Here is a 26578-nt window from a genome sequence, read left to right as displayed (position 1 = left end):
AGTGAGGTGCTGGAAAGATGGATCGCACGTTCCACCCCCGTTCCCGGAGAATCGTCCCCCTCGTGGCCCTGGCCGCGGCGTCCGCGCTGCTCGCCGCGGGCTGCTCCAGCGGTTCGGGCGGAAAGAAGGCCGAGGAGAGCGGGAACGGTGCCGCCGCGGGCAAGGCCGACACACCCGCGATGACGGTCGCCCTGGTCACCCATCAGGCGCCCGGCGACACGTTCTGGGACATCGTCCGCAAGGGCGCCGAGGCCGCCGCCGCCAAGGACAACATCAGGCTCGTCTACGCGCACAACCCCAACGCGGGAGATCAGGCCAACCTGGTGCAGAACGCGATCGACCAGAAGGTCGACGGCATCGCGATCACCCTGGCCAAGCCGGACGCCATGAAGGACGTGGTGGGCAAGGCGACTTCGGCCGGCATACCCGTCGTGGGTCTCAACTCCGGTCTCAGCGACTGGAAGAAGCTGGGCCTGATGGAGTTCTTCGGCCAGGACGAGACCGTCGCGGGCGAGGCGCTCGGCAAGAAGCTGAACGCGGAAGGCGCCAAGAAGGCCGTCTGCGTGGTCCAGGAGCAGGGCAACATCGGCCTCACCCAGCGCTGCGCCGGAGTGAAGAAGACGTTCGGCGGCACCACCGAGACCCTGTACGTCAACGGCACCGACATGCCGTCCGTGAAGTCGACGATCACCGCCAAGCTCAAGCAGGACCCCGGGATCGACTACGTCGTCGCGCTCGGCGCCCCGTACGCCCTGACCTCCGTGCAGTCGGTGGCCGACGCCGGCAGCAAGGCGAAGATCGCCACCTTCGACCTCAACAAGGATCTCACCGGCGCCATCAGCAAGGGCACCATCCAGTTCGCCGTCGACCAGCAGCCCTACCTGCAGGGCTACTTGGCGATCGACTCGCTGTGGCTGTACAAGAACAACGGCAACTACAGCGGCGGCGGCGAGCAGCCGGTGCTGACCGGTCCGGCGTTCGTCGACAAGAGCAATGTCGACGCCGTGGCCGGGTTCGCCGCGAAGGGCACTCGGTGATGAGCACGGCCGGGCAGGCCGGGCAGGCGGTGGCCGCGCCGCCCGCCCCCGGCCCCCCGGCGACCGGCCCGCGGACGGCGCGGCGCCCGCTGGCGCTGCGACTGCTCGCCCGGCCCGAGGTCGGGGTGTTCCTCGGCGCCGCGGCCGTGTTCGTCTTCTTCCTCGTCGCGGCGCCCTCGGTGCGCTCCGGCGGTTCGATGGCGACCGTGCTCTACCAGTCGTCGACGATCGGCATCATGGCGCTGCCCGTGGCCCTGCTGATGATCGGCGGCGAGTTCGACCTGTCCTCGGGTGTCGCGGTGATCAGCTCGGCGCTCACGGCGAGCATGCTCAGCTATCAACTGACCATGAACGTATGGGTGGGTGTGACCGTCGCGCTGGTCGTCTCGCTCGCGATCGGCGCGTTCAACGGCTGGATGACGGTCCGCACCGGGCTGCCGAGCTTCCTGGTGACACTCGGCACCTTCCTGATCCTGCAGGGTGTGAACCTCGCCGTCACCAAGCTGGTCACCGACAACGTCGCCACCGACGACGTCAGCGACATGGACGGATTCGGCCAGGCGAAGCAGCTCTTCGCCTCGTCGTTCGACGTCGGCGGCGTCCAGGTGAAGATCACGATCGTGTGGTGGCTGGTCTTCGCGGGGCTGGCCACCTGGGTGCTGCTGCGCACGAAGTACGGCAACTGGGTCTTCGCGGTCGGCGGCGACCAGGACAGCGCCCGCGCCGTCGGCGTACCGGTCACTTTCACCAAGATCACGCTGTTCATGACGGTCGGCTTCGGCGCCTGGTTCGTCGGCATGCACGAACTGTTCTCGTTCAACACGGTGCAGTCGGGCGAAGGCGTCGGCCAGGAGCTGATCTACATCGCCGCCGCGGTGATCGGCGGATGTCTGCTCACCGGCGGCTACGGCACCGCGATCGGCCCGGTCTTCGGCGCCTTCATGTTCGGCATGGTGAACCAGGGGATCGTCTACGCCGGATGGAACCCCGACTGGTTCAAGGCCTTCCTCGGCGTGATGCTGCTGGGCGCCACGCTCATCAATCTGTGGGTCCGCCGTACGGCGACCCGGAGGTGAACCGACCCATGACAAGCGAAGGACAAGAGACCGCGGGCGCCGTCCTCCCCGATCCCCCGTCCGGGGACGGCGGCGCCGCGATCGTCGAACTGCGGGGCGCCGGCAAGTCGTACGGCAGCATCCGCGCCCTGCACGGCGTCTCCCTGACCGTCCGTCCCGGCCGGGTGACATGCGTCCTCGGCGACAACGGCGCCGGCAAGTCCACCCTCATAAAGATCATCTCGGGACTGCACCGGCACAGCGAGGGCGAGTTCCTCGTGGACGGCGCGCCGGTACGTTTCAGTACCCCGCGCGAGGCTCTCGCCAAGGGCATCGCCACCGTCTACCAGGACCTCGCGACGGTGCCGCTGATGCCGGTGTGGCGGAACTTCTTCCTCGGCTCCGAGCTGACCAAAGGGCCCTGGCCCCTGCGCCGCCTCGACATCGCGCGGATGAGACGGACCGCCGACGAGGAACTGCGCGCCATGGGGATCGTGCTCGACGACCTCGACCAGCCGATCGGCACGCTCTCCGGCGGCCAGCGCCAGTCCGTGGCCATCGCCCGCGCCGTCCACTTCGGTGCCCGCGTCCTCATCCTCGACGAACCGACCGCCGCGCTCGGCGTCAAGCAGTCCGGGGTCGTCCTCAAGTACATCGCCGCCGCCCGCGACCGCGGCCTCGGCGTCATCTTCATCACCCACAACCCGCACCACGCCTACATGGTCGGCGACCACTTCAGCGTGCTGCGGCTCGGCACCCTCGAACTCAGCGCGGACCGCGGCGAGATCGGGCAGGAGGAACTCACCGACCATATGGCGGGCGGTGCCGAACTCGCCGCGCTCAAGCACGAGTTGGCACAGGTCCACGGGGTCGACGTACAGGAGCTCCCGGACGCGGAGGACCTCCGGGCCCCGGCACCGGCCTCCACGGAGGGCGCTTCCTGATACTTCCCCGCTGCGACGGCGCGCCCGCCCACCGGAGAGCCACCGAACCCCATGCCCCGGCTCGGCACTTTCCGCGCGCCGTCGGCCGGACGGGCACCGGAGGCGGCCGGGCGGGCCACCGACACCGGGATGCGCCTCCCGGCGGAGATGTCGTCCAGGGGGGCCGGGGCCGTCCTCGTGGAGGGGGACGGTTACGTTCGAGAAGGAACGGTTACGCTGAGATCATGCCGTCCACACGTCGCACCGCGCGCCAGACCGACCTGCTCGAACGGCTGGTCGCGTTGCTGGTGGCGGAGGGCTTCGCGGCGTTCACCCTCGACGAGCTGACCGAGCGGCTGCACTGCTCGAAGACGACGCTGTACCAACTGGCGGGCAGCAAGCAGGAGTTGGTCCGGGAAGCGGTGAAGCACTACTTCCGGGACGCCGCCCAGGCCGTCGAGAAGCGGGTGGCCGACACCTCCGCCCCCTCCGAACGCGTCGCCGTCTACCTGAACGCGGTCGCCCAGCAGTTGCGGCCGCTGTCGCGGCGGTTCCTCGACGACATGGCCCAGTTCGAACCGGCCCGCGAGGTGTACGAGGCGAACACGCGCCTCGCCGCCGGCAGGATCAGGGCGCTGATCGCGGACGGTGTGGCCGCGGGAGCGTTCCGTGACGTCCACGCCGCGTTCGTGGGCGAGGTCGTGGCCGCCACCATGCAGGAGATCCAGCGCGGCGAGGTCGCCGCACGCACCGGGCTGAACGACGCCGAGGCCTACGCCGAACTGGCGTCGCTCATCGTCCACGCCGTCTCCCCCTGATTCGGCACGCCCCGCACATCCCGCACGCCCGCACATCCCGCGCGTCCCAGACATAGCCTGCATCCCGCACGTCCCACGCATCACCCACGTCGCGCGCGTCACGCGTCACGCGCCGGCTTCGCCGCCCTGACTCAGCCTCTCGGCCGACAGTCGGGGGACACAGCGCCCCGGCCAGGGTCCGCCCCGCACGACCGGCGCCTTCACCGGCGCGCGCCGGACCGCCTCCGCGAGATCGGCACGGGCCACCCCACGGCGGCACCGGACGACGCCGGTCACGCCCACGGGGCCCCGCGTCGAGGCACGCCTGCGCCACGGCCGCCCGCCCGGCCGGCCGGAGCCCGAGAGCGCCGGAACCCGTAGACCTGTCGACGGTCGGATGGATCCACGGGAGGACGCCATGGCCTGGCGGTACCAAAAACGATACTGTTGTATCGCCTGGCGTATCAATATCGTCAGCGACCTGCCACCACCGAGGACACGCCATGCCCGCGACCCGTACGCTCCCCACTCCGGAAGCCGTCGACCTGATCGCCCTGACCCGCGAGCTCGCCGAGAAGGAGCTCGCCCCGCGCGTGGCCGAGGCGGAGGCCGAGGGACGCTTCCCCCGCGAGGTCTTCCGCACCCTCGGACGGGCCGGGCTGCTGAGCCTGCCCTACCCCGAGGAGTTCGGTGGCGGGGACCAGCCGTACGAGGTCTACCTCCAGGCACTGGAGGAGATCGCCGCCGTATGGGCGAGCGTCGCGGTCGGCGTCTCGGTGCACGCGCTGTCCTGCTTCGCCCTCGCCTCGTTCGGCACCGAGGAGCAGAAGAAGGAGTGGCTCCCCGACATGCTCGGCGGTGAGCTGCTCGGCGCGTACTGCCTGTCCGAGGCCCATGCCGGTTCCGACCCGGGCGCGATGCGCACCCGCGCCGTCCGGGACGGCGACGACTACGTGCTCAACGGCGCCAAGGCCTGGACCACGCACGGCGGGTACGCGGACTTCTACACGGTCATGGCGCGCACGTCCGACGCCGGCTCGCACGCGATCTCCTGCTTCCTCGTCCCGGCCGACGCCCCGGGCGTGGTGGCCGATCCCCCGGAGCAGAAGATGGGCCTGACCGGGTCCGCCACCGCCACCGTGCGCCTGGAGAACGTACGCGTCCCGGCCCACCGCAGGCTCGGCGCGGAGGGCGAGGGACTGAAGATCGCCTTCGCCGGACTGGACTGCGGACGACTCGGCATCGCGGCGGTGGCCACGGGCCTGTCCCAGGGGGCGCTGGACCACGCGCTGCGCTACTCGCGGGAGCGCGAGACGTTCGGGCGGCCCATCATCGAGCACCAGGGGCTGGCCTTCGTCCTCGCGGACATGGCCGCGGCCGTGCAGGTCTCCCGGGCCACCACGCTCGCCGCCGCCCGCCTCAAGGACGAGGGACTCCCGTTCCAGTCCGAGGCGTCGATCGCCAAGCTGATCTCCACCGACAACGCCATGAAGGTGACCACCGACGCGGTCCAGGTACTGGGCGGCGCCGGCTACACCCGCGACTTCCCGGTCGAGCGCTACATGCGCGAAGCCAAGGTCATGCAGATCTTCGAGGGCACCAACCAGATTCAGCGCCTGATCATCGGCCGCGCGCTGAAGGAGACCGAGCGAGGCACCCTCCGGGTACGGAACGCGGGGTAGCGGGAAGCCCGCGGCGGCGTTCACGACGGACCCGCACGAGCCCCGCCGGCCCACGGTGTCCGAAGCGGTGCCGCGCAGCGGTCGACGGCCGACCTGACCCACTCCTAACGTGGGCATTACCGGACAGCGGCCCGGCGGCTCTTCTCACCAGGAGGTACCCATGAAGATGCTCATCAACGTCTTCTAGTTTGGCGCGGCCGCAGGTCAGTCCCATGCTGAGAGGCCCTTGGTCAGCGAACTCCCAACATGAGTCAGGAGACGCGCACTTGGCGACCCAGCCCGTCCGCGGAATGGGCAGCTTCTTCAAAGCTGGGCCTGCGCCCGCCAGAACCGTTGCAGCCACCCGTACGCCGTTCGCTACCGCGACGCGGCAGGTCGGCAGGTCGGCAGGTCGGCAGTGTGAAGAGACCGGCTACTCCACGCAGCAGACGGCGCTCGACCGGTTGACCAAAGTCTACGAGGAGAAGCGGTCCACTCCCCGTGCCCAGGCTGAACTGAAGAGAGAGCTCAGGAAGCAGCGTTTCGGTCAATACGCTGCCACCTGGCTGACCCGGCAGCGGCATTACGCCCCGGGCAGCACTCGCTCAGTCACCCAGGTCCTCAACGGCCAGATTCTGCCCGTGCTGGAGTCGCGGCGGATGAACACCTTCACGGCGACGGTGGTCGACGACTTCATCATGTCGATGGAGGAACGTTCCGTCGGTCTTGCGGCTCAACAGAACGCGTTCGACACCTTGAAGAAGATTCTTCTCGACGCGCGCCGCCGTGGCGGCATCCCCGAGAACCCATTCGACGGCGTCGTACCGCCCGAGTACGTCCCGCGGGAGATCACCATCCCCACGCTGGACGAGATACACGCCCTCAAGGCCGTCAGCAGCAGCGGGCTTCGGATCATCATCGACCTCATGCCGGGCTCCGGGCTCCGGGCTCCGTAACGGAGAGGCATTCGCTGCGAATCTGGAGCGGATGGTCGCGGACGACGTCTACCGCATCACCGAACAGATAGAAGGCAAGACGCGCGAACGAGCGCCCCTCAGGCACCGCATGGTCGGAGAGTTCCGTGAGACTCCGATGCCGTGGACCGTACGAGAGTCCCTGCTCCGCTACGCGAAGGAGCACGGCGCCGATGCGAACGGATACCTCCTGCGAACCCAGCGGTCTCCTTAGCGCGGCGCCTCGCAAGATCGGCCCGCTGACAGACTTTTCAGACGCCCTCTACCTGGGAGAGTTTGAAATCCGGCCATATTCTGCGGGGTGAACATGGGCCGCGCCATACCTCCCGCAACCAGGAAGGCGCACGGAGGATCCATGCGCCGCCGGGCTACCCGGCCACCGTGATCCTGGACGCAGACCTTGGGTGAGAGGTGGTTTCACGCCAACGCAATCACAAACTCATCGAACCTCTGTGTGACATGTCTGCATAAGGTGGCGCAGCGCATGGCGCGGAACCTGACCAGTTCCGCGTTCGCGCATGTCATTCAGCGACCGGGGGAACACCGTCGCTCACGGGGAGGGGTTGCGTCGCCATGCCGTCGTATCGGCTCGGCGCATGTATTGATGCGGTTGGTCCGACGTGCTCCTGAGTGCCCCTCAGAAGCAGATCACCGCTCTCCGCTGTTCGGCCGTTCCTTGGGTTCGTACCCCCCCAGTGAACGCAGAAAGGGATGCCTCCTTGCACCCCAGACCATGGTTCCGGCTGCCCGCAGCGCGAAGATCGCGGAAGCGCACCTCCGCCGTCACCTCGGCAGCCGCGCTGGCCGTCCTCGCCGCTCTCGCGGTGCAGCCCGGCTCGATCAGGCCGAACACCGAGCCGGTGGCCGACTCCTACCCCTGGTACGACGACACCGCCGCCGAGCAACTGCGCCAGGACCAGTGTCTGATGGCCGACGTACTGCGCCTCGGCGGCCCGTCGATGGCCGCGGCCGCGCAGGACGGCCTCAACCAGACTTCGGACAAGCTCCACGTCCTGGCCGACCGCAAGAACTGGGAACGGACACCGCTCGCCGTCGCGTACAACAACGACCGCGACGCGGCGGGCAAGGAGATGGACGCCCTTTCCGCTCAGCGGGATGCCTGGCAGAAGCCTCTGGACGGTCTTGCGACTCCCGGCGGATTCACCGACACCGACTTCCACTGGCCGCCCGACGGCGACAAGAGCTTCTACTCCCAGACCGGTCTGTCCGCCTGGGTCGCCGACCGGTTCTGGAAGACCGACTCCGACTTCTACGACGACGCCACCCCGAAGGCCGACGACAAGACCCTCAAGGCCGTCGATCAGGTGGGCGACCCCCTCTACGGGAAGGACCCCGATCCCACCGGGACGACGTCGGCGGAGTGGAATCGCGCGCTCGCCGAGCGCAGTGCCTTTCAGTGGATGCACGGGGGCCCGGCGACGAACGCCGGCGCGGACGACGCCCGTCTCTTCCTGTCCTCCGGTGGGTTTCCGCACACCGCGCCGCAGCCGGGCACGCCGGAGTACCGCATCGCCGTCGAGGATGTGAAGTCCCGCTTTGCCGCGTGTGGTTGGCGGGATCCGGTCGACCCGGACGGCGTGCTGGGCGACGTCACCTCCACGGCGGCCGACGAGTGGCAGCGGGAGGTCACTTCGCAGGCCGCGCAGCGCAACCAGATCCTGGGCGCGAACAAGGACGCGGTCAACGCCCTTTCCAAGGGCGCGAAGGCTTTGAGCGACATGCTGGGCCAGTCCTGGGACGCCGACCGTCTCACCCGGTGGCAGGACTACTGGATGCCGGGCGGTCTGGGCTGGGTGGGCGACAGCCCCACCGTCATCGAGGTGCACGCCGCGAAGGACAAGTGCCTCGACGTCCAGGGCGCCAAGAAGGACAACGGCACGCCGGTCCAGGTGTATACGTGCAACGGCTCCGCAGCGCAGAAGTGGGTGCTCCTGGGCAGTGAGGACAAGCTGCACCTGCAGAACGTCAACTCGCTCAAGTGCCTGGACGTGGCCGGGAACAACACGGCGAACGGCACGACCATCCAGATCTCGTCGTGCAAGGAGTCCACGTCGCAGACCTGGTCGTCCGAACTGCGCGGTGCCACCAGCCTGAAGAGTGTCGGTACGGGCAAGTGCCTGGACCTGCACACCTTCGACAACGGCAACGACGCCAAGCTCTACACCTGCAACGACACCCCTGCGCAGCAGTTCGACATCAAGCCGTCCGGCCACAACGGCACCGGACAGCTGGACTACCCGGACAAGGCGCAGTTCACGAAGGCGACGAGCGGCATCGCCGCCGCGCAGGTCGCCGCGAAGAAGCAACTGGTTGTCCTGAAGGCGCAGCTCGCTGCCGCGCAGAAGGCGTCGGCCACCTCGGACACGGCGGTCCAGGCCGCCTACGGCATCGCTGACGGCAACGGGGCGCCGCGTGGTCGTGGTCTGTTGGTCGGGCAGCAGAAGGACCAGGTCACCAAGGGTGCCGCCGCCGCTCTGGCGGCGTTGGAGAAAGCTGGTGAGACCGCCGAGTCGGCCACCCGCGCCTCCGCCGGGGACAGCGCGACCATCGCGCAGCGTGCGCTGGCGCAGGCGGCGCAGTCGAAGGCGGAGTTCCGCAAGAAGGCCGCCGAGACGGCCGAGTTGCAGGCCAAGGCCGCCGCCGACGCCGCGAAGGTGCACCGGGACAACGCCAAGAAGGACAAGGAGACCGCGCAGGCCAAGCTCACCGACGCGCTGAAGGCCGAGGGCGACGCCAAGGCCGCGGCCGCCGACGCGCACGCCAAGCGGCTCGCGGCGGAGGCCGAGGAGAAGACGGCCAAGGCGGAGAAGGAGACGGCCGCCGTCAAGCGGGCCGAGGCCGCCGAGCACCGCAAAAACGCCGAGTCCCAGGCGACGACGGCGAAGGACGCCAAGGACAAGGCGGAGGCCGCGGAGAAGACCGCCGGGGACCGGCGCGACGACGCGGTCAAGGCGAAGGACCACGCCAAGTCCCTGCGGGACGACGCCTGGGACGCCGAGCAGAAGGCCGACGCGGCCCGCGCCAAGGCCGACGCCAAGGAGGCGTACGCCGACTCCCTGGACTCCGGTGACGCGGCGACCGCGGCCCGGGCTGCCGCGAACGACGCGGACAAGGCGGCCGACGACGCCGAGACGGCAGCGACCAGGGCACGCTCCGAGGCCGATGCCGCCACCAAGGCTGCAGCCGACGCCGACGCCGCGGCAACCCGCGCCGAGGCGGCCGCCAAGCGCGCCCGCTCCGACGCCGACGCCGCCCAGGCCGACAAGCTGAAGGCCGACGCCGCAGTCAAGACCGCCACCAGTGCCGTCGCCGACGCCATCAAGGCCTCCCAGGACGCCTCGACCGAGGCCAGGGCCGCGGTCAAGCTCGCCGACGAGGCCGAACAGCACGCCAAGGACGCCAAGACCCAGGCGGACACCGCCAACGCGGAGGCGGCCAAGGCACTCGTGGCCTCCGCGAAAGCCGCCGGCTACGCCTATGTCACCGCCCAGGCCGCCGTGGACGCCGGCAAGTCGGCCGAACAGGTCGCCGACCCGGCCAACGACGCCATCCAGCTCGGCTCCCCCTACGCCGACAACGACTCCGCCGCCGTCCTGGTCGTCCTGACCGGACAGGCGTCGAAGCCCATCGCCGACCAGCAGCAGGCCGTCGCCGACGCCCACGCCAAGAACGCCGCCGCCGAGGCCCAGGCCGCCAAGAACCTCGCCGACCAGGCCAAGGGCGACTCCAAGGAGGCCTACCAGCACGCGGCCAACGCCGCCGGATACGCGGCGGACGCCCGCACGTACGCGAAGGACGCCCTCGGCTACGCCGCCGACGCCGCCAAGGCCGCCTCCGCCGCCGCGGCCTCACTGGCCCGCACCGTCGACTACGACAACCAGGCCACCGCCGACGCCGAAGCCGCCGACAGGGCCGCCGGCAACGCCGAGGGCTACGCCAAGGACGCCCGCGACAGCGCCGACGCCGCCGAACTCGACGCCACAGCCGCCCGCTCAGCCGCCGCCCAGGCCGAACAGGACGCCAAGGACGCCCGCGCCGCCGCCACCCTCGCCGACACCGCCGCCACCGAAGCCGAACAGGCCGCCAAGGACGCCGACAAATACGCCGAGGAAGCCCAGGACGCCGCGGACAGGGCCGAGAAGGCGGAGAAGGCGAAGCAGATCAACACCGGAACTGTCCCCAACGGCAGCGACGGCTCGATCGGCAATGTCTTCTATGTCATCGACCACATCGAGAAGGTCGGCGAACCGGAGGTCGTGGACAAGACGAGCAGCTGTGACGGCTGGGTCAGCAAACTCGTCTACAAGGGCGACTGCACCATAACCACGAAGATCCGGTACAAAGCGCTGCTCGACCTGTATCTGTGCACTGCCGAGGACCTGGATCTGGAGAAATTCCTGTGCCCGTCCGGTGCGACGAAGTACCTCGGCGAGGTCAAATCCAAGGAGCAGTCCCAGAAGGTCACACACACCATCACGATGGCCGAGTGGCAGGAGAACATCGACCCGGTCGACATTCTCTTCGGCAACTGGATCAAGTGCGCCCAGAAGATCGCCCCGGGCGGCGCGCACGGAAGCGGCATCGGATGCGCCTGGGCAGCCGTCGACGTAGCGAGCCTGTTCGCGGGCAAGATCATCAATCCCATCGCGAAAGCGCTGCGTGCAGTGGATGCCGCGTTCGTGACCGGTGTCGGCATCCGAGACGCATTCAAGGCACTGAAGGCTCTCGACGGTGTGGACGCGGTGGCGGTAGCCGCGATTGAGAGGGAGGTCGAACTCTACGAGGAGATCACGACTTCGTGCACCCGGAACAGTTTCCCGGGCAGCACTGACGTCCTGATGGCAGACGGATCCCACAAGGCGATCCGCGACATACGCATCGGGGACCTCGTCCATGCCACGGATCCGCAGACCGGTCGGGCGTCTGCGTGGCCGGTGACGGACACCATGCGGCACGACACCCGACGGCTGGTGGACATCACGTTGGCCGGTGAGGTGATCTCCAGCACGAAGGGCCACCGCTTCTTCGCCAAGGACCGCGGCTGGACGCCGGTCTCCGCCTTGCGGGTGGGTGACAGCTTGCGTACGGCAGAGGGTACGTTCCGCATCGTGACGGCCCTGAAGGACCGGTCCAGTCTGCCGCCTCGCGAGGTCTACGACCTGACGGTCGACAGTCTTCACACGTTCTACGTCAGCACCGAAGGTGCCCACCCCCAGAGCATCCTCGTCCACAACTGTGTGAACATCATCGCCGACGAGGACATCGAGGGCGCTCACACCATCGGCGACCACGTGAACAAGTCGGACGCAGACATGGCGGCGAAGGCGCTGGACCCGAGGAACAGGCGGGGCATAGCGACTCGGTGGGCCAGCAAGGATGTTGCCGCCGATGCGGTCGACAAGGCCATCACGCAGTGGCTGGACCACCACCCGGACAATGTGACCGATCTGATCAGCTGGGAGAACAAGAACGCTCAGAAACTCGGAAGGGGCGGCCGCTTCGATCCGCGGACGGACCTTAAGTCCATCCGGTGGCAGGTGCGCGACATGTCCGGGATCAAACTGGGCGACAAATGGGTTCGTAACGGCACCGCAGCGGTGAAGAGCGCCGTCGACACCGACTGGGTCGTCGTGCAGCTGAAGTACATCGGCAAGAAGAACGCACAGCACCCGCATGGCAAGTGGGTCGTCTACACCTCCTATCTGGAAGGGTGATCTTGACTGACGGCAAGGAGTCCGAGAACTGCTGTCCGGAGGACGTCTACGTGACGGACATCGGGCTGACCTGGATCGCCTCACGGTGGAGTGTGGTGGACATGTTCGACCGGGAGCCGGACCGCCACATCCGCCCCGAGGGCGGACCTCTCGCGGAATGGCTCGGCTTCGCGTCACTGGCGGTCGACGAGTTCGACCGCTCCAAAGCGATGCAGTTGGGCCAGGACGTCCAGCGGCTTCTTCGGTCCCCGCTCCCGGAGAACACGATCCGCACGACGTGGCTCGGGGCGACACACGGCCTGTTCGACCCTGCCGAGTGCGGTATCAGCGCCCGTACTTGGCTGCGTCGCGCCGAAGCGGCATGGCTGGCCCGAGTGCGCCAGGACGATTCCGCGTTCGTCCCTTTGCCGGCGCAGCCGGTAGTGGACGAAGAACTGCGACGGGACGTCCTCCAGGTGATCCGTCCGGCCTCGGGGCGCCTGAGCCACGCGGCGCAGGACCCGCCGTTCGGTGCTCCGGTGACCGGCCTCGTGCCGGCCCTGGAGCGAGTGGTCACCGAGGCGTGCGCCGACCTCGGCTACCGGTTCTTCCTGCGCGCCATGAAGGCGTACCAGGTGCCCGCCGACAGAGGAAGCCTCATCGCCCTCGGCGAGCGGTTCGGCTACCCGTACTGGCTCGTGCGCGAAGGCCTCAACGACCGGACCGACTGACAACGAAGCGCAGAGGCGGGTGGAAACCGCCCGCCCCTGCGGGAGGTCGCCTGGCAAGGACTGAGCCTCTCCACTTTCAAAGAGGTAGATTTCACCCGACTTGTTAGCCCATGGAAGGACTCTGAGAGCGCGAAGAGGTGGTAGGTGCGGCTGGGGTTGACGGGCCTGGAGAGGGACGGATCGGGCACGGTGCTGCTCGTTCGTGTCTCATCCTGGGATGCGTGGCGTTCAAAGCTGCGCGCTCCGTCGTCCTCTCCGCGCGAGCGAGGTGAGCCGTTCGTCCGCACTCTCAAGATCAGCATCACCGAGTCCTCTCCGCGCGAGCAAAGGAGACCTTCTCGCCGCCCTTCACACCCTTCGAGCCTTGACTGGAGACGGAGAGTCCCACGCCCTTCGCCGTGTTGTCGCCAGAGCAGGGAACGGGCAACGCCGCTCGGCTCCACTTCCGGAGATCCGGACCAGATACGGGCCAACACCGCTCCAAGGACCTCAGCCTTCACCATTTCCACTGGTCAACGGGGTATCGAGTCTGTACCACCAGCGTACGAGGAACCTGCTGGCTGGTATGGCCAGCCGTGACGCTGTGTCGCCACCCGGCGTCTCACACGCACCGGCGTCCCCGGCTCTCCCTGCCCGCAGCGAACGTCATCCCTGCGAGAATCTGGGGAGTTCGAGGAGTGCTGGGGAGCGCGTGGGGAGAATCGACTGCGTAACGTCACACCATCCTGAACGACGCTGCAAGAGTCATCTGCGCAGCTCAGAGACGGACACGACCGCATCACCGCAGGTCAGCGGGACGCGGTAGACAACTTCACGACGAACGTCACCGGCTCGCCTTCGCCGCGGCGGAGACATCGATCTCGCCGATCCGACTCGGTCGTGGTGCGGACCTGTGCAATCACAAGTCGGATCCCACGGCGGTACTTGTCGTGGCCGCAGCCGCGAACGGCCGACAGCGCATCGGGGCGCCGGAATGGTCCGCGCGCCCGGCTCGCGATCGCCGGGATCTAGTCCAGCAGAGGCAGAAGCCGGGTGACGTCACCCGCGGTTTCCGCCGGTCAGCGGCACCGCGAGCGGGATACCCCGCCCGTCGACGATGAGGTGATGCCCTGACCTGCCCGGTCGACCGGGCCGGGACCGCTTCGGAGCCCCGCCGAGCAGCTCGCACATGCGAGGAGTCGATCACCGCCCGGTACGCGGTCCAGCTCGCCCCCGCCCCAGACATAGACGTCAGAGAGCGGTTCGAGTACGCGCGTACATCCCCGAGCGTCCGCCCGCGTGACCTTCGCTGCCGCAAGGTCAATACTGCAAGGGACAGCACTCCCGCCGACCCCATCCCATTGCCCCACTCACCTGACAGGCCGTCACTAAAGTCAGCATCGGGTCAGCATCAGTACCGCCGGAGCCCGACAACGAGCGCCCTGAAGCGCCAAGATCCAGAACTATCCGCACTAGGTTTGACCAGGGAAAACGCAGGCCAGGAACCCGTCTGTTAATTTCACCGGGAGGTACCCATGAAGATGCTCATCAACGTGGCGGAGACGGTGGTGGCGGACGCGCTGCGGGGTATGGCGGCGGCCCATCCGGAGCTGACGGTGGACGTCGAGAACCGCGTGATCGTACGCAGGGACGCGCCGGTCGCGGGGCGGGTGGGCCTCGTCTCCGGCGGCGGATCCGGGCACGAACCGCTGCACGGCGGATTCGTGGGCCCCGGGATGCTGTCTGCGGCCTGCCCCGGAGAGGTCTTCACCTCACCGGTGCCGGACCAGATGCTGCGCGCGGCGGCCGCGGTGGACAGCGGCGCGGGCGTGCTGTTCATCGTGAAGAACTACACGGGCGACGTCCTCAACTTCGACATGGCCGCGGAGCTGGCCGAGGACGAGGGCATCCGGATCGCCAAGGTGCTCGTCAACGACGACGTGGCCGTCACCGACAGTCTGTACACGGCCGGACGGCGCGGAACGGGCGCGACGCTGTTCGTGGAGAAGATCGCGGGCGCCGCCGCCGAGGAGGGCGCGCCCCTGGAGGCCGTCGAGGCACTGGCCCGGCAGGTCAACGAGAGCTCCCGCAGTTTCGGCGTCGCGCTCAGCGCCTGCACGACTCCGGCCAAGGGCAGCCCGACGTTCGACCTGCCGCCCGGGGAGCTGGAGCTCGGCGTCGGCATCCACGGGGAACCGGGCCGGGAGCGGCGCGCGATGATGACCTCACGCGAGATCGCCGACTTCTCCGTGCACGCGGTCCTGGAGGACCTCGCACCACGCAATCCGGTGCTGGTCCTCGTCAACGGCATGGGCGCCACCCCCCTGCTGGAGCTGTACGGCTTCAACGCGGAGGTACAGCGGGTGCTCACCGAGCGGGGCATCCCCGTGGCGCGCACCCTGGTCGGCAACTACGTCACCTCCCTCGACATGGCCGGGGCCTCGGTGACCCTGTGCCAGGTGGACGAGGATCTGCTGCGTCTGTGGGACGCGCCGGTGAAGACACCGGGGCTGCGCTGGGGCGTGTGAACCCGGCCGTCCGGTCGCGCGAAGGTCAGCCGCCGCTCGGCGCAGGCCGAACGCCGGCCGACCGGCACCAGGTCAACTTCCATATCACGCAAGGAGATTCCGTGCTCGACGCCGAATTCTTCCGCCGTTGGATGACGGTGACCGCCGCGTCCGTGGACCGCGAGGCAGAACGGCTCACCGACCTGGACTCACCGATCGGTGACGCCGACCACGGCAGCAATCTGCAGCGCGGATTCGCCGCGGTGACCGTCACCCTGGAGAAGGAGGCTCCGGAGACCCCCGGCGCCGTTCTCACGCTCGCCGGGAGGCAGCTGATCTCGACGGTCGGCGGTGCGTCAGGACCGCTCTACGGCACCCTGCTGCGCCGGACCGGCAAGGCACTCGGGGACGCCACCGAGGTCACCGGGGAACAGTTCGCGGACGCGCTGCGCACGGGTGTCGACGCGGTCATGGCGCTGGGCGGAGCCGCGCCCGGCGACAAGACCATGATCGACGCCCTGGTCCCCGCGGTCGACGCGCTGGCCGAGTCGTTCGCCGCGGCGAAGTCCGCCGCCGAGGAGGGCGCCGCCGCGACGACGCCCCTGCAGGCCCGCAAGGGCCGGGCCAGCTATCTGGGCGAGCGCAGCATCGGGCACCAGGACCCGGGCGCCACGTCCTCGGCCCTGCTGATCGCGGCACTCGTGGAGGCGGCCGATGAGTGACACCGAGGACGGGCTCGTCGGCATAGTGCTGGTGTCCCACAGCGCCGCCGTCGCCGCGTCCGTCGCCGAACTGGCGACGGGCCTGGCCGGTGGCGGCGCGATCGCCCCCGTCTCCCCGGCGGGCGGCACCCTGGACGGGGGGCTCGGCACCAGCGCCGAGCTGATCGCCGCCGCCGCGGCCTCCGTGGACCGCGGTGCCGGCATCGCCGTACTCACCGATCTGGGCAGCGCCGTGCTCACGGTCAAGGCGCTGCTCGCCGAGGGCGACGAACTCCCGGACAACACGCGGCTGGTGGACGCCCCCTTCGTCGAGGGAGCGGTGGCCGCCGTCGTCACGGCCTCGGCGGGCGCCGACCTCGCCGCGGTGGAGGCGGCGGCAGCGGACGCGTACACGTATCGCAAGGTGTGACAACCCGGACGTGCAAGAACCGGGGCGTATGAGGACCCGGATGCACGAGGACCCGGATGCACGAGGACCCGGACGTATGAGGACCCGGGTCAGGAGATCCCCTGCGCCGCGACCGTCAGGGCCGAGCGGATCGTCACCGCCATCTCCGCCTGGGCCTTCGCGGGGTCGGGCTCCTCTTCGTCGGTGCGCCACGCGTAGTGCTCGACCGCCGCGCGCAGCGCCGCGTTGAGCATGGCGGCCTGGATCTCCGAGCGCAGGTCGACGGCGCCCAGCCCGGCGCGGTCGGCGAGGGCGCGGGCGAAGACCGGCTCGGCCTCGTCGTGGGCCTGGAGCCAGACGGCACGCAGCCCCGGCTCGGTGCGGGTGAGCCTCAGCAGGGTGCGGACCCTGGGCGGTTGCGGTCTCGCCAACGGGCCCTCGGCGATCGTGGACGCCCGTTCCAGGGCGTCCTCCAGAGGGCCGCCGACGGGCCAGGCGCGCAGCGCGGCGGCGATCGCTTCGATCCCGGCCGCGAACAGCGGGCTGACGCAGCTCTCCTTGCTCGGGAAGTAGCGCCACAGGGTTCGCGCGGACACACCGACGACCTGGGCGATCTGGTCCCCGGTGGTGGCGGTCACGCCCTGGTCGACGAAGAGTTCCACGGCGGCGCGGGCGATCTCCAGCCGGATCTCGGCCCTGCGCTCCTCGGTCAGCGGTGGCCGCCCGGTACGGCCGCGGCCCCGGCCGGGGTGTTCGCCGATCGCGCCGTGCGGCACTGGTGGCTCCTTGGTTCCGTCTGCGGGTGCTGCCGGGACTGCGGCGATTGTAGCGATCTCCGTCGGCACCTCCGAAGACTTTCTGTCATTCAGCGACATTAAGTCGTACGGTGGTCGCGCAGCTTCTCGGCCGCGCCCGTACGCACTTCTGGGAGAACGTCATGACCACCACTGGACTGGACGGCCGCAGCGTCATCGTCACCGGAGCGGGCTCGGGCATCGGCCGCGCCGCCGCCCTCGCCTTCGCGGCGCAGGGCGCGAGGGTGGTCGTCGCCGATCTCAACGCCGAGGGCGCCGCGGCGGTCGTCAAGGAGATCGAGGCATCCGGCGGCAGCGCCGTGGCGGTCACGGGCGACCTGAGCGAGCAGGCGGTCGTCGACCGGGTGGCCGCGACGGCGGTGGAGCGGTTCGGCGGAGTGGACGTGCTGGTGAACAACGCCGGGATCATGGACCGCATGTCGGCGGTGGCCGAGGTCAGCGACGCGGAGTGGGAGCGGGTCATCCGGGTCAACCTCACCGCTCCGTTCCTGCTCACCCGGGCGGTACTGCCGCACATGCTCGCGGCCGGCAAGGGCGCCGTCGTGAACACCGCCTCGGAGGCGGGCCTGCGCGGCAGCGCCGCCGGGGCCGCGTACACCGCCTCGAAGCACGGCATGGTGGGGCTCACCAAGTCCCTCGCCGTCATGTACCGGGACAAGGGCATCCGCGCGAACGCCATCGCTCCGGGCGGCACCAGGACGGCCATCACCGTGGACCTGGAGGCCGGAGCGCACGGCCCCGCCGTTCTCGGCGCGTACATGGGCAACGTCGGCCGGGCCGCCGAGGCCGAGGAGCAGGCGGCCGCGATCGTGTTCCTCGCCTCGGACGCGGCGAGCAACATCAACGGCGTGATCCTGCCCGTGGACAACGGCTGGGCGGCCGTCTGACGTCCGGCTCCGAGCGCCGAGCACCGAGCACCGGCCGCCGAGCCGGTGCCGGCTGGCGGACGGCCGCCCCGCCGTCGGCCGCGCCGGGTTCCGACGTCCCGACGTCCCGACGTCCCGACGTCCCGACGTCCCGACGTCCCGACGTCCCGACGTCCCGACGTCCCGCTGCGGGACCGTACCGGGGAGGGACCGCCGGGGCCTCCGCCGCGGCGGCCCGACGCCGGACTCCGGCGGCTACTCCTCGCCCACGAGCTTCCGGGCCAGCCGCTCCCCCGCCGCCACCGCGGCGGCGTGGTCCTCGATCGGTGACATCCGGGAGTTCTTGAAGACGATGTAGGTGACCCCGGACGGCGTACCGCCGCCGCGCGGATCGGGGCGGATGCCGAGCGCCGCGGCCACCGCGTAGGAGGCCTCGCCGATGATGTCCTGCGGGCCGGTGTCACCGACGACGGCGTACTGGACGCGGTCCCGGTAGATCACGGCCGCCACCGAGCCCGGCCCTATGCCGTGGTCCCGGTAGTTCCAGACGTCACTGGGGGCCGGGACGACGATGTAGGGCAGGGTCTCGGCGCTCAGATAGCGGCCGTCGGACTGCTGGAAGGCCGTGGATTCGGAGAAGAGCGGGTCCGTGCGGCTGTTGCACAGGGGGCCCGGTCTGCCGTCGCAGTCGATGTCCATGTCCGCCTTCCAGAAGACGGCGTCCTGGGCTCCGCAGACCGGGATCTCGGCACGGGTGCCGTCGTCGCTGCGGTAGCGCCCGTTCGAGACGGCGACGCAGCCACCAAGCTTCGCCAGCAGGTCGGCGGCCCTGACGGAGCCCTCCCGCGCCGGCACGACGGGGCTTCCGGGGCGGCCCGTGGTCGGGGTGGTGAACAGCACGGCCGGGGCCGAGGCGAGCAGGGCGGCCGCGCCGGCCGCGGCCAGCGTCAGCGACTGGACACGCACGATGGGAGACCCTCTCCTGGGGGACACGGACGCTCATCTGCCCAAATCTGGTGGGCGTCCGACAGCGCGTCCACCGGGAGGGGGCCGGACGGTGCACGGCCACTTCGCCGGGCGCCGCACGGTCGAGGGCCCGAGCCGCAGCCGGCTCCGGCCCCTCGACCGCACGCGTCGGCGCGGGATCAGCGACGACAGCGGTCCGCGCCGCGGGCACGAACTCCCCTGAGATCGGGGCGAGTTCACGCCGCGTCAACAGCAGCATACGTACGTCCGGGACAGTCCGGCCAACAACGTCGCCCCTCTTGATGTGGCCGCGTCACCCGTGTCTTATAGGTACAGACCAATCCCGTCGAGGGAGGGCGGACCCGTGCGACGTGTTCCCAGGATCGTCCTGTGCGCGCTGCTGTGCGGCGCGCTGCCGGCGCTCGCGTCCTGCGGCTGGGGTGCCGCGACATCGGGCCAGGGCGAACGGCTGCCCGCCGCGCCACTGGGTGTGACCGCCGCCGCGGGCAGCGCGACCAGCGTGCACGTCATGTGGAACCTGGCCTCGGAGGACCCGAGGATCACGCGCTACGAGGTGTACCGCGGCACTACCAAGGTCAAGGAAGTGCCCGGTTCGGAGCACATGGTGGATGTCACCAGACTCGAACCGTCCACCCCGTACGTCTTCACGGTCCGGGCCCGGAACGCGGCCGGAGTCCCGGGGCCGCCCAGCAGACCGGTGCGGGCCACCACCCCGCCGGCGGTCGCGGCGGACCGCACTCCGCCCACCCGCCCCGGCGGCCCGCACGGCAGGGCGGTCGGCAGCCGGGCGGTCCAGCTCTCCTGGACGAGGTCGGCCGACGCGCGGGGCGTGGCGTCGTACGACATCTACCAGGGCACCTCGAAGATCCACAGCGTGGGCGGCGCGCAGACGGCCGCGGTCGTCACGGGGCTGCGGCCCGGCACGGCCTACGCCTTCACGGTGCGGGCCCGCGACGCCGCGGACAACCTCTCGCCGCCGAGCGGCACCGTCCGGATCACCACAGCGCCCGGTACGGACGACGGCCGCGGCACCTCACCGACCGGCTTCCGGGGGACGGGCCACCGGAGCGACGGGGCGTACTACATCGACCTGGCATGGACAGCGCCCCAGGTCGACGGCGTGATCAGCGAGTACGAGATCGATCTCGACGGACGTGCCGTGACCTCGCTCGTCTGGGGTGGCAGCCCGCCGTCGGGCACCTGCACGTACAGCTTCTACATCGGCCGGGACGCGGGCGTGACGCACCGGGTACGCATCCGGCCGAAGCTTCCCGACGGCACCTGGGGCGGCTTCTCCGCGGAGCGCTCCGTCACGACGGGGTAGCGGCGAGCCCGCCTGGCAAGGGGGCCGCCGGGCGGAGGGCCACCTGGCAGAGGCCCCGGCCACAGGTGCGCCCGGGCGAAGGGGCCGCCGGACACCTCGGCCTCGTGCGCAGCCCGTCCGCACCTCGACAGCACCCTGTCCGCACCCCGTCAGCCCTCCGCCGGAATCCACCGGCGATCGATCGTCAGTCCGCCGGACGATGGAATTCATCACCTGCCCGGTCCCCGTCCGCATGCGGGCCGGGCCCGGGGCGCATTGGCTCGCACCGAGGCAGCACGGGCCTTTCCAATCCTCGGCGGCGCATGGGATGTACCGCCAACCGTGCCGCTGGAGGGCAGTTCCTATGCGTACCACTCAGACACTTCTCCGCTCCGGCCTGACCGTGGCCGCCACCGCTGCGCTTCCGCTCGCCCTGGCCGCCCCGGCGGCCGTCGCCTGGGGTTCCGGGATCTCGGTGAGTACCAGTGGCACATCGGTCTCGGTCACCACGAGTGCCTGCCCGAGCAACGGAAGCAGCTTCGGCGATGCCTCGCTGCTCTCCAGCGGGCAGGCGAACTTCGCCCAGGGGCGGCAGATGCCGCTCACCGGGACGAGCAGCAACCAGTCCGCGGCCTGGACAGGCGTCGGCCCCGGCACCTTCACGGTCATCGTCGTCTGCCAGGACGGCACGACGGCGGGAACTCAGTCGATCATCGTCGCGCCCACCGCGCCTCCCGCCACCCCCACGATCTCGACCACGGTCTCCCCCTCCCCGTCACGCGGTGTCATGGGCGGGCTCGGCGGAGCCGTGAAGGACTACGGCACGGTCACGGTCGTGGGCGGCGCGGCCCTGGTCGTGACCGGCACGGTGGCGGCGGCGTGGTTCCTGCGCCGACGGTCCAAGCCGCACCGGCTCTGATCCGAAGTCCGCCGCGTCGGGCGGCCGTTCCGTCGGCCTCGGTGGCGGACGGCCGCCCGGTGAGCCGGTCCGGCGAGCTCAGGACCGGATCACTGATCGTGCCCCGGCAGTGTCTCGAACTCCGCCAGGGCGTGGGTCAGCCACTGGGTCCAGAAGGTCTCCAGGTCGATGCCCGCCCGCAGGACGAGGTGGCGCAGACGGTCTTCGGGGGTGCTTTTCCCCGGCGGGAAGTCCCGCTCCTGGATCATCTCGTACTCGACCAACTGGCGCCGGTGCAGCGTGAGATGGCGTTGCAGGTCCGCCTCGACGCCCTCGGTCCCGACGACGGCGGCGGCGCGCAGGCGCAACAGCATGGTGTCCCGCAGCGGCTTCGGGTCCTGGGAGACGGCCGTCCAGCGGGCCAGTTCGGCGCGGCCCGCCGGCAGGACTTCGTAGCTCTTCTTCTGGCCCCGGGCGTGCTGCTCCGGGGGCAGCGCGCGGATGTACCCCTCGCCCTCCAGTTTCCCCAGCTCGCGATAGATCTGCTGATGCGTCGCCGACCAGAAGTAGCCGATCGACTTGTCGAACCGCCGGGTCAGTTCGAGGCCCGACGAGGGCTTCTCGAGCAGGGCGGTGAGGATCGCGTGCGGGAGTGACATGGGGTCATCCTAGGGAGGGCCGCGGGTGCCGCCCGGTGCCCGGCCGTACCGCGCCGGACACCGCGCGGGCCCGTGGTTCGTTGCTTCAGGTGGCCCGGCCAAGCCCTAGAGGGCCGCCGCCAGTTCGGTGCCCTGCTTGATGGCCCGCTTCGCGTCCAGTTCGGCGGCCACGTCGGCGCCGCCGATGAGGTGGACGCCGCGGCCCGTGGCGCGCAGCGCGTCGTACAGGTCGCGGCGCGGTTCCTGGCCGGTGCAGAGCACGATCGTGTCGACCTCCAGGACCTGGCTGTGCCCGTCGACGGTGACGTGCAGTCCGGCGTCGTCGATCCGGTCGTACTGGACGCCCGGAACCATGGTGACACCGCGGTGCTTGAGCTCGGTGCGGTGGATCCAGCCGGTGGTCTTGCCGAGTCCGGCGCCGACCTTGGACGCCTTGCGCTGCAGAAGGTGCACGATGCGCGGCGGGGCGGGCCGTTCGGGGGCCGCGAGACCGCCGGGCGTCCGGTAGTCCATGTCGACGCCCCAGCCGCGGAAGTACGCCGCAGGGTCCTCGCTCGCCTTGTCGCCGCTGTCGGTGAGGAACTCGGCGACGTCGAAGCCGATACCGCCGGCGCCGAGGATGGCCACGCGGTCACCGACGTGGGCTCCGTCGCGCAGCACGTCCAGGTAGCCGACGACGCTCGGGTGGTCGACGCCCGGGATCTCCGGGGTGCGCGGGCGGACGCCGGTGGCGACGACGACCTCGTCGAAGGCCTCCAGGGTGTCCACGGTGGCCCGGGTGTTCAACCGGACGTCCACGCCGTGGAGTTCGAGCTGTGTGCGGAAGTAGCGGATGGTCTCGTCGAACTCCTGCTTGCCGGGGACCTTGCGGGCCACGTTGAGCTGGCCGCCGATGTCGCCCGCGGCGTCGAACAGGGTGACGTCGTGGCCGCGTTCGGCCGCGCTGACGGCGCAGGCGAGTCCGGCCGGCCCGGCGCCCACGACGGCGACGGTCTTGCGCAGCCGGGTCGGCGCGAGGACCAACTCCGTCTCGTGGCAGGCGCGGGGGTTGACCAGACAGGAAGTGATCTTGCCGCTGAAGGTGTGGTCGAGGCAGGCCTGGTTGCACCCGATGCAGGTGTTGATGGCTTCCGGACGTCCGGCTTCGGCCTTCGCGACGAAGTCGGGGTCGGCGAGCATCGGCCGGGCGAGCGAGACCATGTCGGCGTGCCCGTCGGCGAGCAACTGCTCCGCGATCTCAGGGGTGTTGATGCGGTTGGTGGTCACCAGCGGGATCGAGACGGAGCCCATGACCTTCTTGGTCACCCAGGCGTACGCGCCGCGCGGCACCGAGGTCGCGATCGTGGGGATACGGGCCTCGTGCCAGCCGATGCCGGTGTTGATGATGGTCGCCCCGGCGGCCTCGACGGCCTTCGCGAGCGTGATGACCTCTTCGAGCGAGGAGCCGCCGGGCACCAGGTCGAGCATCGACAGGCGGTAGATGATGATGAAGTCGTCACCGACGGCCTCGCGTACACGGCGGACGATCTCTACGGGGAAGCGCATCCGGTTCTCGTACGAGCCGCCCCAGCGGTCCTCGCGCCGGTTGGTCTGCAGGGCGATGAACTCGTTGATGAGGTAGCCCTCGGAACCCATGATCTCGACGCCGTCGTATCCGGCGCTGCGGGCGAGCCGGGCGGTGCGCGCGTAGTCGTCGATCGTCCGCTCGATGTCGGCGTCGCTGAGTTCGTGCGGCGTGAAGGGGCTGATCGGGGCCTGCAGCGCGCTGGGGGCGACCAGGTCCTGGTGGTAGGCGTAGCGGCCGAAGTGCAGGATCTGCATCGCGATCTTCCCGCCCTCGCGGTGCACCGCGGCGGTGATCCCGGCATGCTGCTCGGCCTCGGCCTCGGTGGTCAGCTTGGCGCCGCCCTCGTACGGCCGTCCGGCGTCGTTGGGCGCGATGCCACCGGTGACGATCAGGCCGACGCCGCCTCGCGCGCGGGCCGCGTAGAACTCGGCCATGCGCTCGAAGCCGCGCTCGGCCTCCTCCAGGCCCACGTGCATGGAGCCCATGAGCACGCGGTTGGGCAGCGTGGTGAAGCCCAGGTCGAGCGGGTTCAGCAGATGCGGGTAACGGCTCATCGGGCCCTCCATGCGCGGTGACGTACGTCCGTTGTAGACGACGCGCCCCGCATTGTGCAACTAGTTGCACAATGACGAGGGTCACTCGGCCACGGACCGGAGGGTCATGCGGCGACCGTCCGGAAAGGTGCCCTCCGGCGACCCGGGCGGTCGCTCGGGGACGGCCGGAGCGGTCGCTCGGGGACGGCCGGAGCGGTCGCTCGGGGACGGCCGGGAAGGACGCCCCCGGGTCGCAGGATCGCTCGGTCCGGCGTCGAAGGGGTGCTCCCCCCCCCTCGGGCGAGAGCACGGCTCGACGCGGCGCCGGGGAACGCCTCGACTCCAGGACGGGGCACATCCTGGCACGGGGCCGGGGCAGGTTCCGGCGCGAGGCCGGGGCAGGTCCCGGCACAGGGCCGGGGCACATCCCGGCACAGGGCCGGGGCAGATCCCGGCGCGGGGCCGGAGGGAATCTCGCCGCCGCGGTGGGAGAGATCGCGGTGGGGAGCCCGGGGAGATGGCGGCGCGGGCCCGGGCGGAAGGCTCAGCCGAGTGCCACCCGGGCCACGAGTTCGGCCACCGCCACGGGCTGCTCGACCATCACCAGGTGGCCCGCGTCGGGGACCATGACCAGGGTCACGCCGGGTGCCGCCTCCAGTCCGGCCCGCTCCTCGTCCGTCAGGCCGATGTCGTCGTGGTCGCCGCGCACGACCCAGGCGGTCGCACCCGAGTCGCGGAGCCGCGAGACCAGGTCCGGGTACCGGTGCAGATAGTCGAAATGGTGCCGGATCACCTGGCGGCAGAACGCGGGGTCGTTCTTCTCGAACTCGGCGGTCAGCGCCTCACGCCGGGCCGGGGGCAGATTGCCCGCCATGGCCCTGGGCGTCAGTTTGACCAGGCCCGCCCAGGCCAGCATGCCGACGCCCGGCACCCGTCCGAGGCTGTTGGCGATCGCCAGCGCCTTGTCCTCGTCGGAGGCCGAGAACGTCGGGGAGAGCAGGACGACGGGGCCGGCGAAGTGCCCGCCCGCCACCATCTCCAGAGCGACGTTGGCGCCGATGCTGTGGCCGACCACGACGTCGCAGCCCCGCTCCGCGGCCAGGGTGCCGGCCAGCGCCGCGTAGTTCTCCATGGAGAGATCGTGCGGCGGCGTGGTGCCCGCGTGCCCCGGCAGGGTCGCGGCCACCAGCCGTACCGGCGCGGAGGCGAGAGGAGGTGCGGCCATCAGATCGTCGTAGAACGCCGTGCTGCACATCCCGCCGGGCAGCAGCAGCACCCTGGTGCCCGCGTCCGCGGGCCCCGACTCCTTGATGTCCCACGCGTCGAACGTCTGGGGGGTGCTGCTCATGTCCGGGCCTCCCTCTGGTGCCTGCCGTCAGCCGGAGTGTGGCGCGCGGGGCGACGCGATCGGCCGACCGAGGGCCGAACGCGGCATGTCGCCGTGTCCGGCCCGCCCGGTCAGGGCTTCACGCCGATCACCACGTTGGCGTACCTCTCCTCCGAGACGGCCAGGCGCGCGATCAGTCCGGCGCGGGCGAAGGCCTCGACGGCCGTGGGTGCCTGGTGCTCGCTCGTCTCGACGAGCAGGCAGCCGCCGCGGGCCAGCCAGCGCGGCGCCTCGGCGGCGACCCGGCGCACCAGGTCGAGTCCGTCGGCGCCTCCGTCGAGGGCGACGAGGGGTTCGTGGTCGCGGGCCTCCGACGGCAGCAGGCCGACCTCGTCGGTGGGGACGTACGGCACGTTGGCGGCCAGGACGTCGACGCGGCCGCGCAGGGTGGTGGGCAGCGCCGCGAAAAGGTCCCCCTCATGGACGCGGCCGGCGAACGGCGCGACATTGCGGCGGGCGCAGCGCACCGCGGCCGGGTCGATGTCCGCGGCGTACAGTTCGGGCCCGCCGAGGGACGCGGCCAGCGCGGCGCCGACCGCACCCGAGCCGCAGCACAGGTCGACGACGACGGACGCGTCGCGCGCGAGCGCGACGGCCTGCTCGACGAGGAATTCGGTACGGCGGCGCGGCACGAAGACGCCGGGGTCGAGGGCGATGCGCAGACCGTGGAACTCCGCCCAGCCGAGGACGTGTTCGAGGGGCAGTCCCGCGACGCGCCGGTCCACCATCGCGGCGGCCTCGTCCGGGGTACGGGCGGCGGAGAGGATCAGCTCCGCCTCGTCCTCGGCGAAGACACAGCCGGCGGAGCGGAGCGCGGCGACCATGAGGCCTGCCGCGTCAGGGACATCAGGAGTGAGGGGAGACATGTGGCCGAAGGCCTTTCGACGAACCGAAGGGCACTCCCTGCGGTCACCTGGAGACGGTGACCGCGTCGTCTGGAGAGGAGAGCACCCGACCTGACACAGCGGTAATGGGTCTCACCTCCTCGGCGACTCATCGGCCGAGACAGTCCAAGGCCGGGACGGTCACCATACAGGAACGCTCAGTCGCCGACGGCCGCATCCGGCTTCCGCTC

21 protein-coding genes are annotated in these 26578 nt (G+C 70.4%); 15 read left to right on the top strand and 6 right to left on the bottom strand.

The features are described 5' to 3' along the window. The first annotated feature begins 17 nt into the window (after positions 1–17). The 12 genes from OHT01_RS35455 to OHT01_RS35395 all read left to right on the top strand — a co-directional run bounded on the left by OHT01_RS35455 (position 18) and on the right by OHT01_RS35395 (position 16509). Positions 18–1037: a sugar ABC transporter substrate-binding protein gene (locus tag OHT01_RS35455; RefSeq protein WP_328557198.1), complete on the top strand. Its 1020-nt coding sequence runs from the start codon at positions 18–20 to the stop codon at positions 1035–1037. Then, the gene (locus OHT01_RS35450) at positions 1037–2113 is read left to right on the top strand and encodes an ABC transporter permease (RefSeq protein ID WP_328557197.1); all 1077 of its coding nucleotides are present in this window, start codon (positions 1037–1039) and stop codon (positions 2111–2113) included. The genes OHT01_RS35455 and OHT01_RS35450 overlap by 1 nt, the downstream gene beginning before the upstream one ends. 8 nt (positions 2114–2121) lie before the next feature. After that, positions 2122–3036: an ATP-binding cassette domain-containing protein gene (locus tag OHT01_RS35445; RefSeq protein WP_328557196.1), complete on the top strand. Its 915-nt coding sequence runs from the start codon at positions 2122–2124 to the stop codon at positions 3034–3036. A 224-nt stretch (positions 3037–3260) separates the two neighbouring features. Next, positions 3261–3833 (top strand): TetR/AcrR family transcriptional regulator, encoded by a 573-nt coding sequence (locus OHT01_RS35440; RefSeq protein WP_328557195.1) that lies wholly within the window; start codon positions 3261–3263, stop codon positions 3831–3833. Positions 3834–4315: 482 nt separating this feature from the next. After that, a complete protein-coding gene (locus tag OHT01_RS35435; protein WP_328557194.1) occupies positions 4316–5494 on the top strand; it encodes an acyl-CoA dehydrogenase family protein in 1179 nt (392 codons plus the stop codon). 266 nt (positions 5495–5760) lie between these two features. Then, a complete protein-coding gene (locus tag OHT01_RS35430) occupies positions 5761–6429 on the top strand; it encodes a hypothetical protein (RefSeq protein WP_328557193.1) in 669 nt (222 codons plus the stop codon). A gap of 31 nt (positions 6430–6460) precedes the next feature. Further along, entirely contained in the window at positions 6461–6661 is a 201-nt protein-coding gene (locus tag OHT01_RS35425) for a hypothetical protein (RefSeq protein ID WP_328557192.1), read from the top strand. 505 nt (positions 6662–7166) lie between these two features. Then, entirely contained in the window at positions 7167–12182 is a 5016-nt protein-coding gene (locus OHT01_RS35420; protein ID WP_443043486.1) for an RICIN domain-containing protein, read from the top strand. After that, a complete protein-coding gene (locus OHT01_RS35415; protein WP_328557191.1) occupies positions 12179–12892 on the top strand; it encodes a hypothetical protein in 714 nt (237 codons plus the stop codon). The genes OHT01_RS35420 and OHT01_RS35415 overlap by 4 nt, the downstream gene beginning before the upstream one ends. A gap of 1514 nt (positions 12893–14406) precedes the next feature. Continuing rightward, positions 14407–15399 (top strand): dihydroxyacetone kinase subunit DhaK, encoded by a 993-nt coding sequence (gene dhaK / locus OHT01_RS35405; protein WP_328557190.1) that lies wholly within the window; start codon positions 14407–14409, stop codon positions 15397–15399. A gap of 101 nt (positions 15400–15500) precedes the next feature. Beyond that, the gene (dhaL, locus tag OHT01_RS35400; RefSeq protein ID WP_328557189.1) at positions 15501–16100 is read left to right on the top strand and encodes a dihydroxyacetone kinase subunit DhaL; all 600 of its coding nucleotides are present in this window, start codon (positions 15501–15503) and stop codon (positions 16098–16100) included. Beyond that, positions 16093–16509 carry a PTS fructose transporter subunit IIA gene (locus OHT01_RS35395; RefSeq protein ID WP_328557188.1) on the top strand — a complete coding sequence of 139 codons (417 nt, stop codon included), beginning with the start codon at positions 16093–16095 and terminating at the stop codon, positions 16507–16509. Before dhaL ends, OHT01_RS35395 begins: the two co-directional genes overlap by 8 nt. Before the next feature lie 89 nt (positions 16510–16598). Here the strand turns inward: OHT01_RS35395 and OHT01_RS35390 are convergent, their stop codons facing one another. Further along, positions 16599–17264: a TetR/AcrR family transcriptional regulator gene (locus tag OHT01_RS35390; RefSeq protein WP_328557187.1), complete on the bottom strand. Its 666-nt coding sequence runs from the start codon at positions 17262–17264 to the stop codon at positions 16599–16601. Between the two features lie 161 nt (positions 17265–17425). Here OHT01_RS35390 and OHT01_RS35385 point away from each other — a divergent pair, with 161 nt between their 5' ends. Further along, positions 17426–18190, top strand: coding sequence for an SDR family NAD(P)-dependent oxidoreductase (locus OHT01_RS35385; RefSeq protein WP_328557186.1), 765 nt, complete (start codon positions 17426–17428; stop codon positions 18188–18190). A 234-nt stretch (positions 18191–18424) separates the two neighbouring features. Here the strand turns inward: OHT01_RS35385 and OHT01_RS35380 are convergent, their stop codons facing one another. Continuing rightward, a complete protein-coding gene (locus OHT01_RS35380; RefSeq protein WP_328557185.1) occupies positions 18425–19135 on the bottom strand; it encodes a glycoside hydrolase family 75 protein in 711 nt (236 codons plus the stop codon). A gap of 364 nt (positions 19136–19499) precedes the next feature. Here OHT01_RS35380 and OHT01_RS35375 point away from each other — a divergent pair, with 364 nt between their 5' ends. Further along, positions 19500–20480: a fibronectin type III domain-containing protein gene (locus OHT01_RS35375; protein ID WP_328557184.1), complete on the top strand. Its 981-nt coding sequence runs from the start codon at positions 19500–19502 to the stop codon at positions 20478–20480. Between the two features lie 343 nt (positions 20481–20823). Then, positions 20824–21378 (top strand): hypothetical protein, encoded by a 555-nt coding sequence (locus OHT01_RS35370; protein WP_328557183.1) that lies wholly within the window; start codon positions 20824–20826, stop codon positions 21376–21378. 89 nt (positions 21379–21467) lie between these two features. On the opposite strand, the gene OHT01_RS35365 is transcribed toward OHT01_RS35370, so the two are convergent. From OHT01_RS35365 to OHT01_RS35350, 4 genes are all read right to left on the bottom strand, one after another. Next, positions 21468–22016: a PadR family transcriptional regulator gene (locus tag OHT01_RS35365; RefSeq protein WP_328557182.1), complete on the bottom strand. Its 549-nt coding sequence runs from the start codon at positions 22014–22016 to the stop codon at positions 21468–21470. Between the two features lie 105 nt (positions 22017–22121). After that, positions 22122–24137 carry an NADPH-dependent 2,4-dienoyl-CoA reductase gene (locus OHT01_RS35360; RefSeq protein ID WP_328557181.1) on the bottom strand — a complete coding sequence of 672 codons (2016 nt, stop codon included), beginning with the start codon at positions 24135–24137 and terminating at the stop codon, positions 22122–22124. A 523-nt stretch (positions 24138–24660) separates the two neighbouring features. Beyond that, positions 24661–25464, bottom strand: a complete 804-nt coding sequence (locus OHT01_RS35355) for an alpha/beta fold hydrolase (protein ID WP_328557180.1) — start codon at positions 25462–25464, stop codon at positions 24661–24663. A gap of 110 nt (positions 25465–25574) precedes the next feature. Next, positions 25575–26369 carry a putative protein N(5)-glutamine methyltransferase gene (locus OHT01_RS35350; RefSeq protein ID WP_328557179.1) on the bottom strand — a complete coding sequence of 265 codons (795 nt, stop codon included), beginning with the start codon at positions 26367–26369 and terminating at the stop codon, positions 25575–25577. Positions 26370–26578: the final 209 nt, after the last annotated feature.

The organism is Streptomyces sp. NBC_00358 (genome assembly GCF_036099295.1).
Classification (GTDB): Bacteria; Actinomycetota; Actinomycetes; order Streptomycetales; family Streptomycetaceae; genus Streptomyces.
Note: the sequence above shows the minus strand (reverse complement) of the source record. Positions and strands in the feature narration are given on the sequence as shown.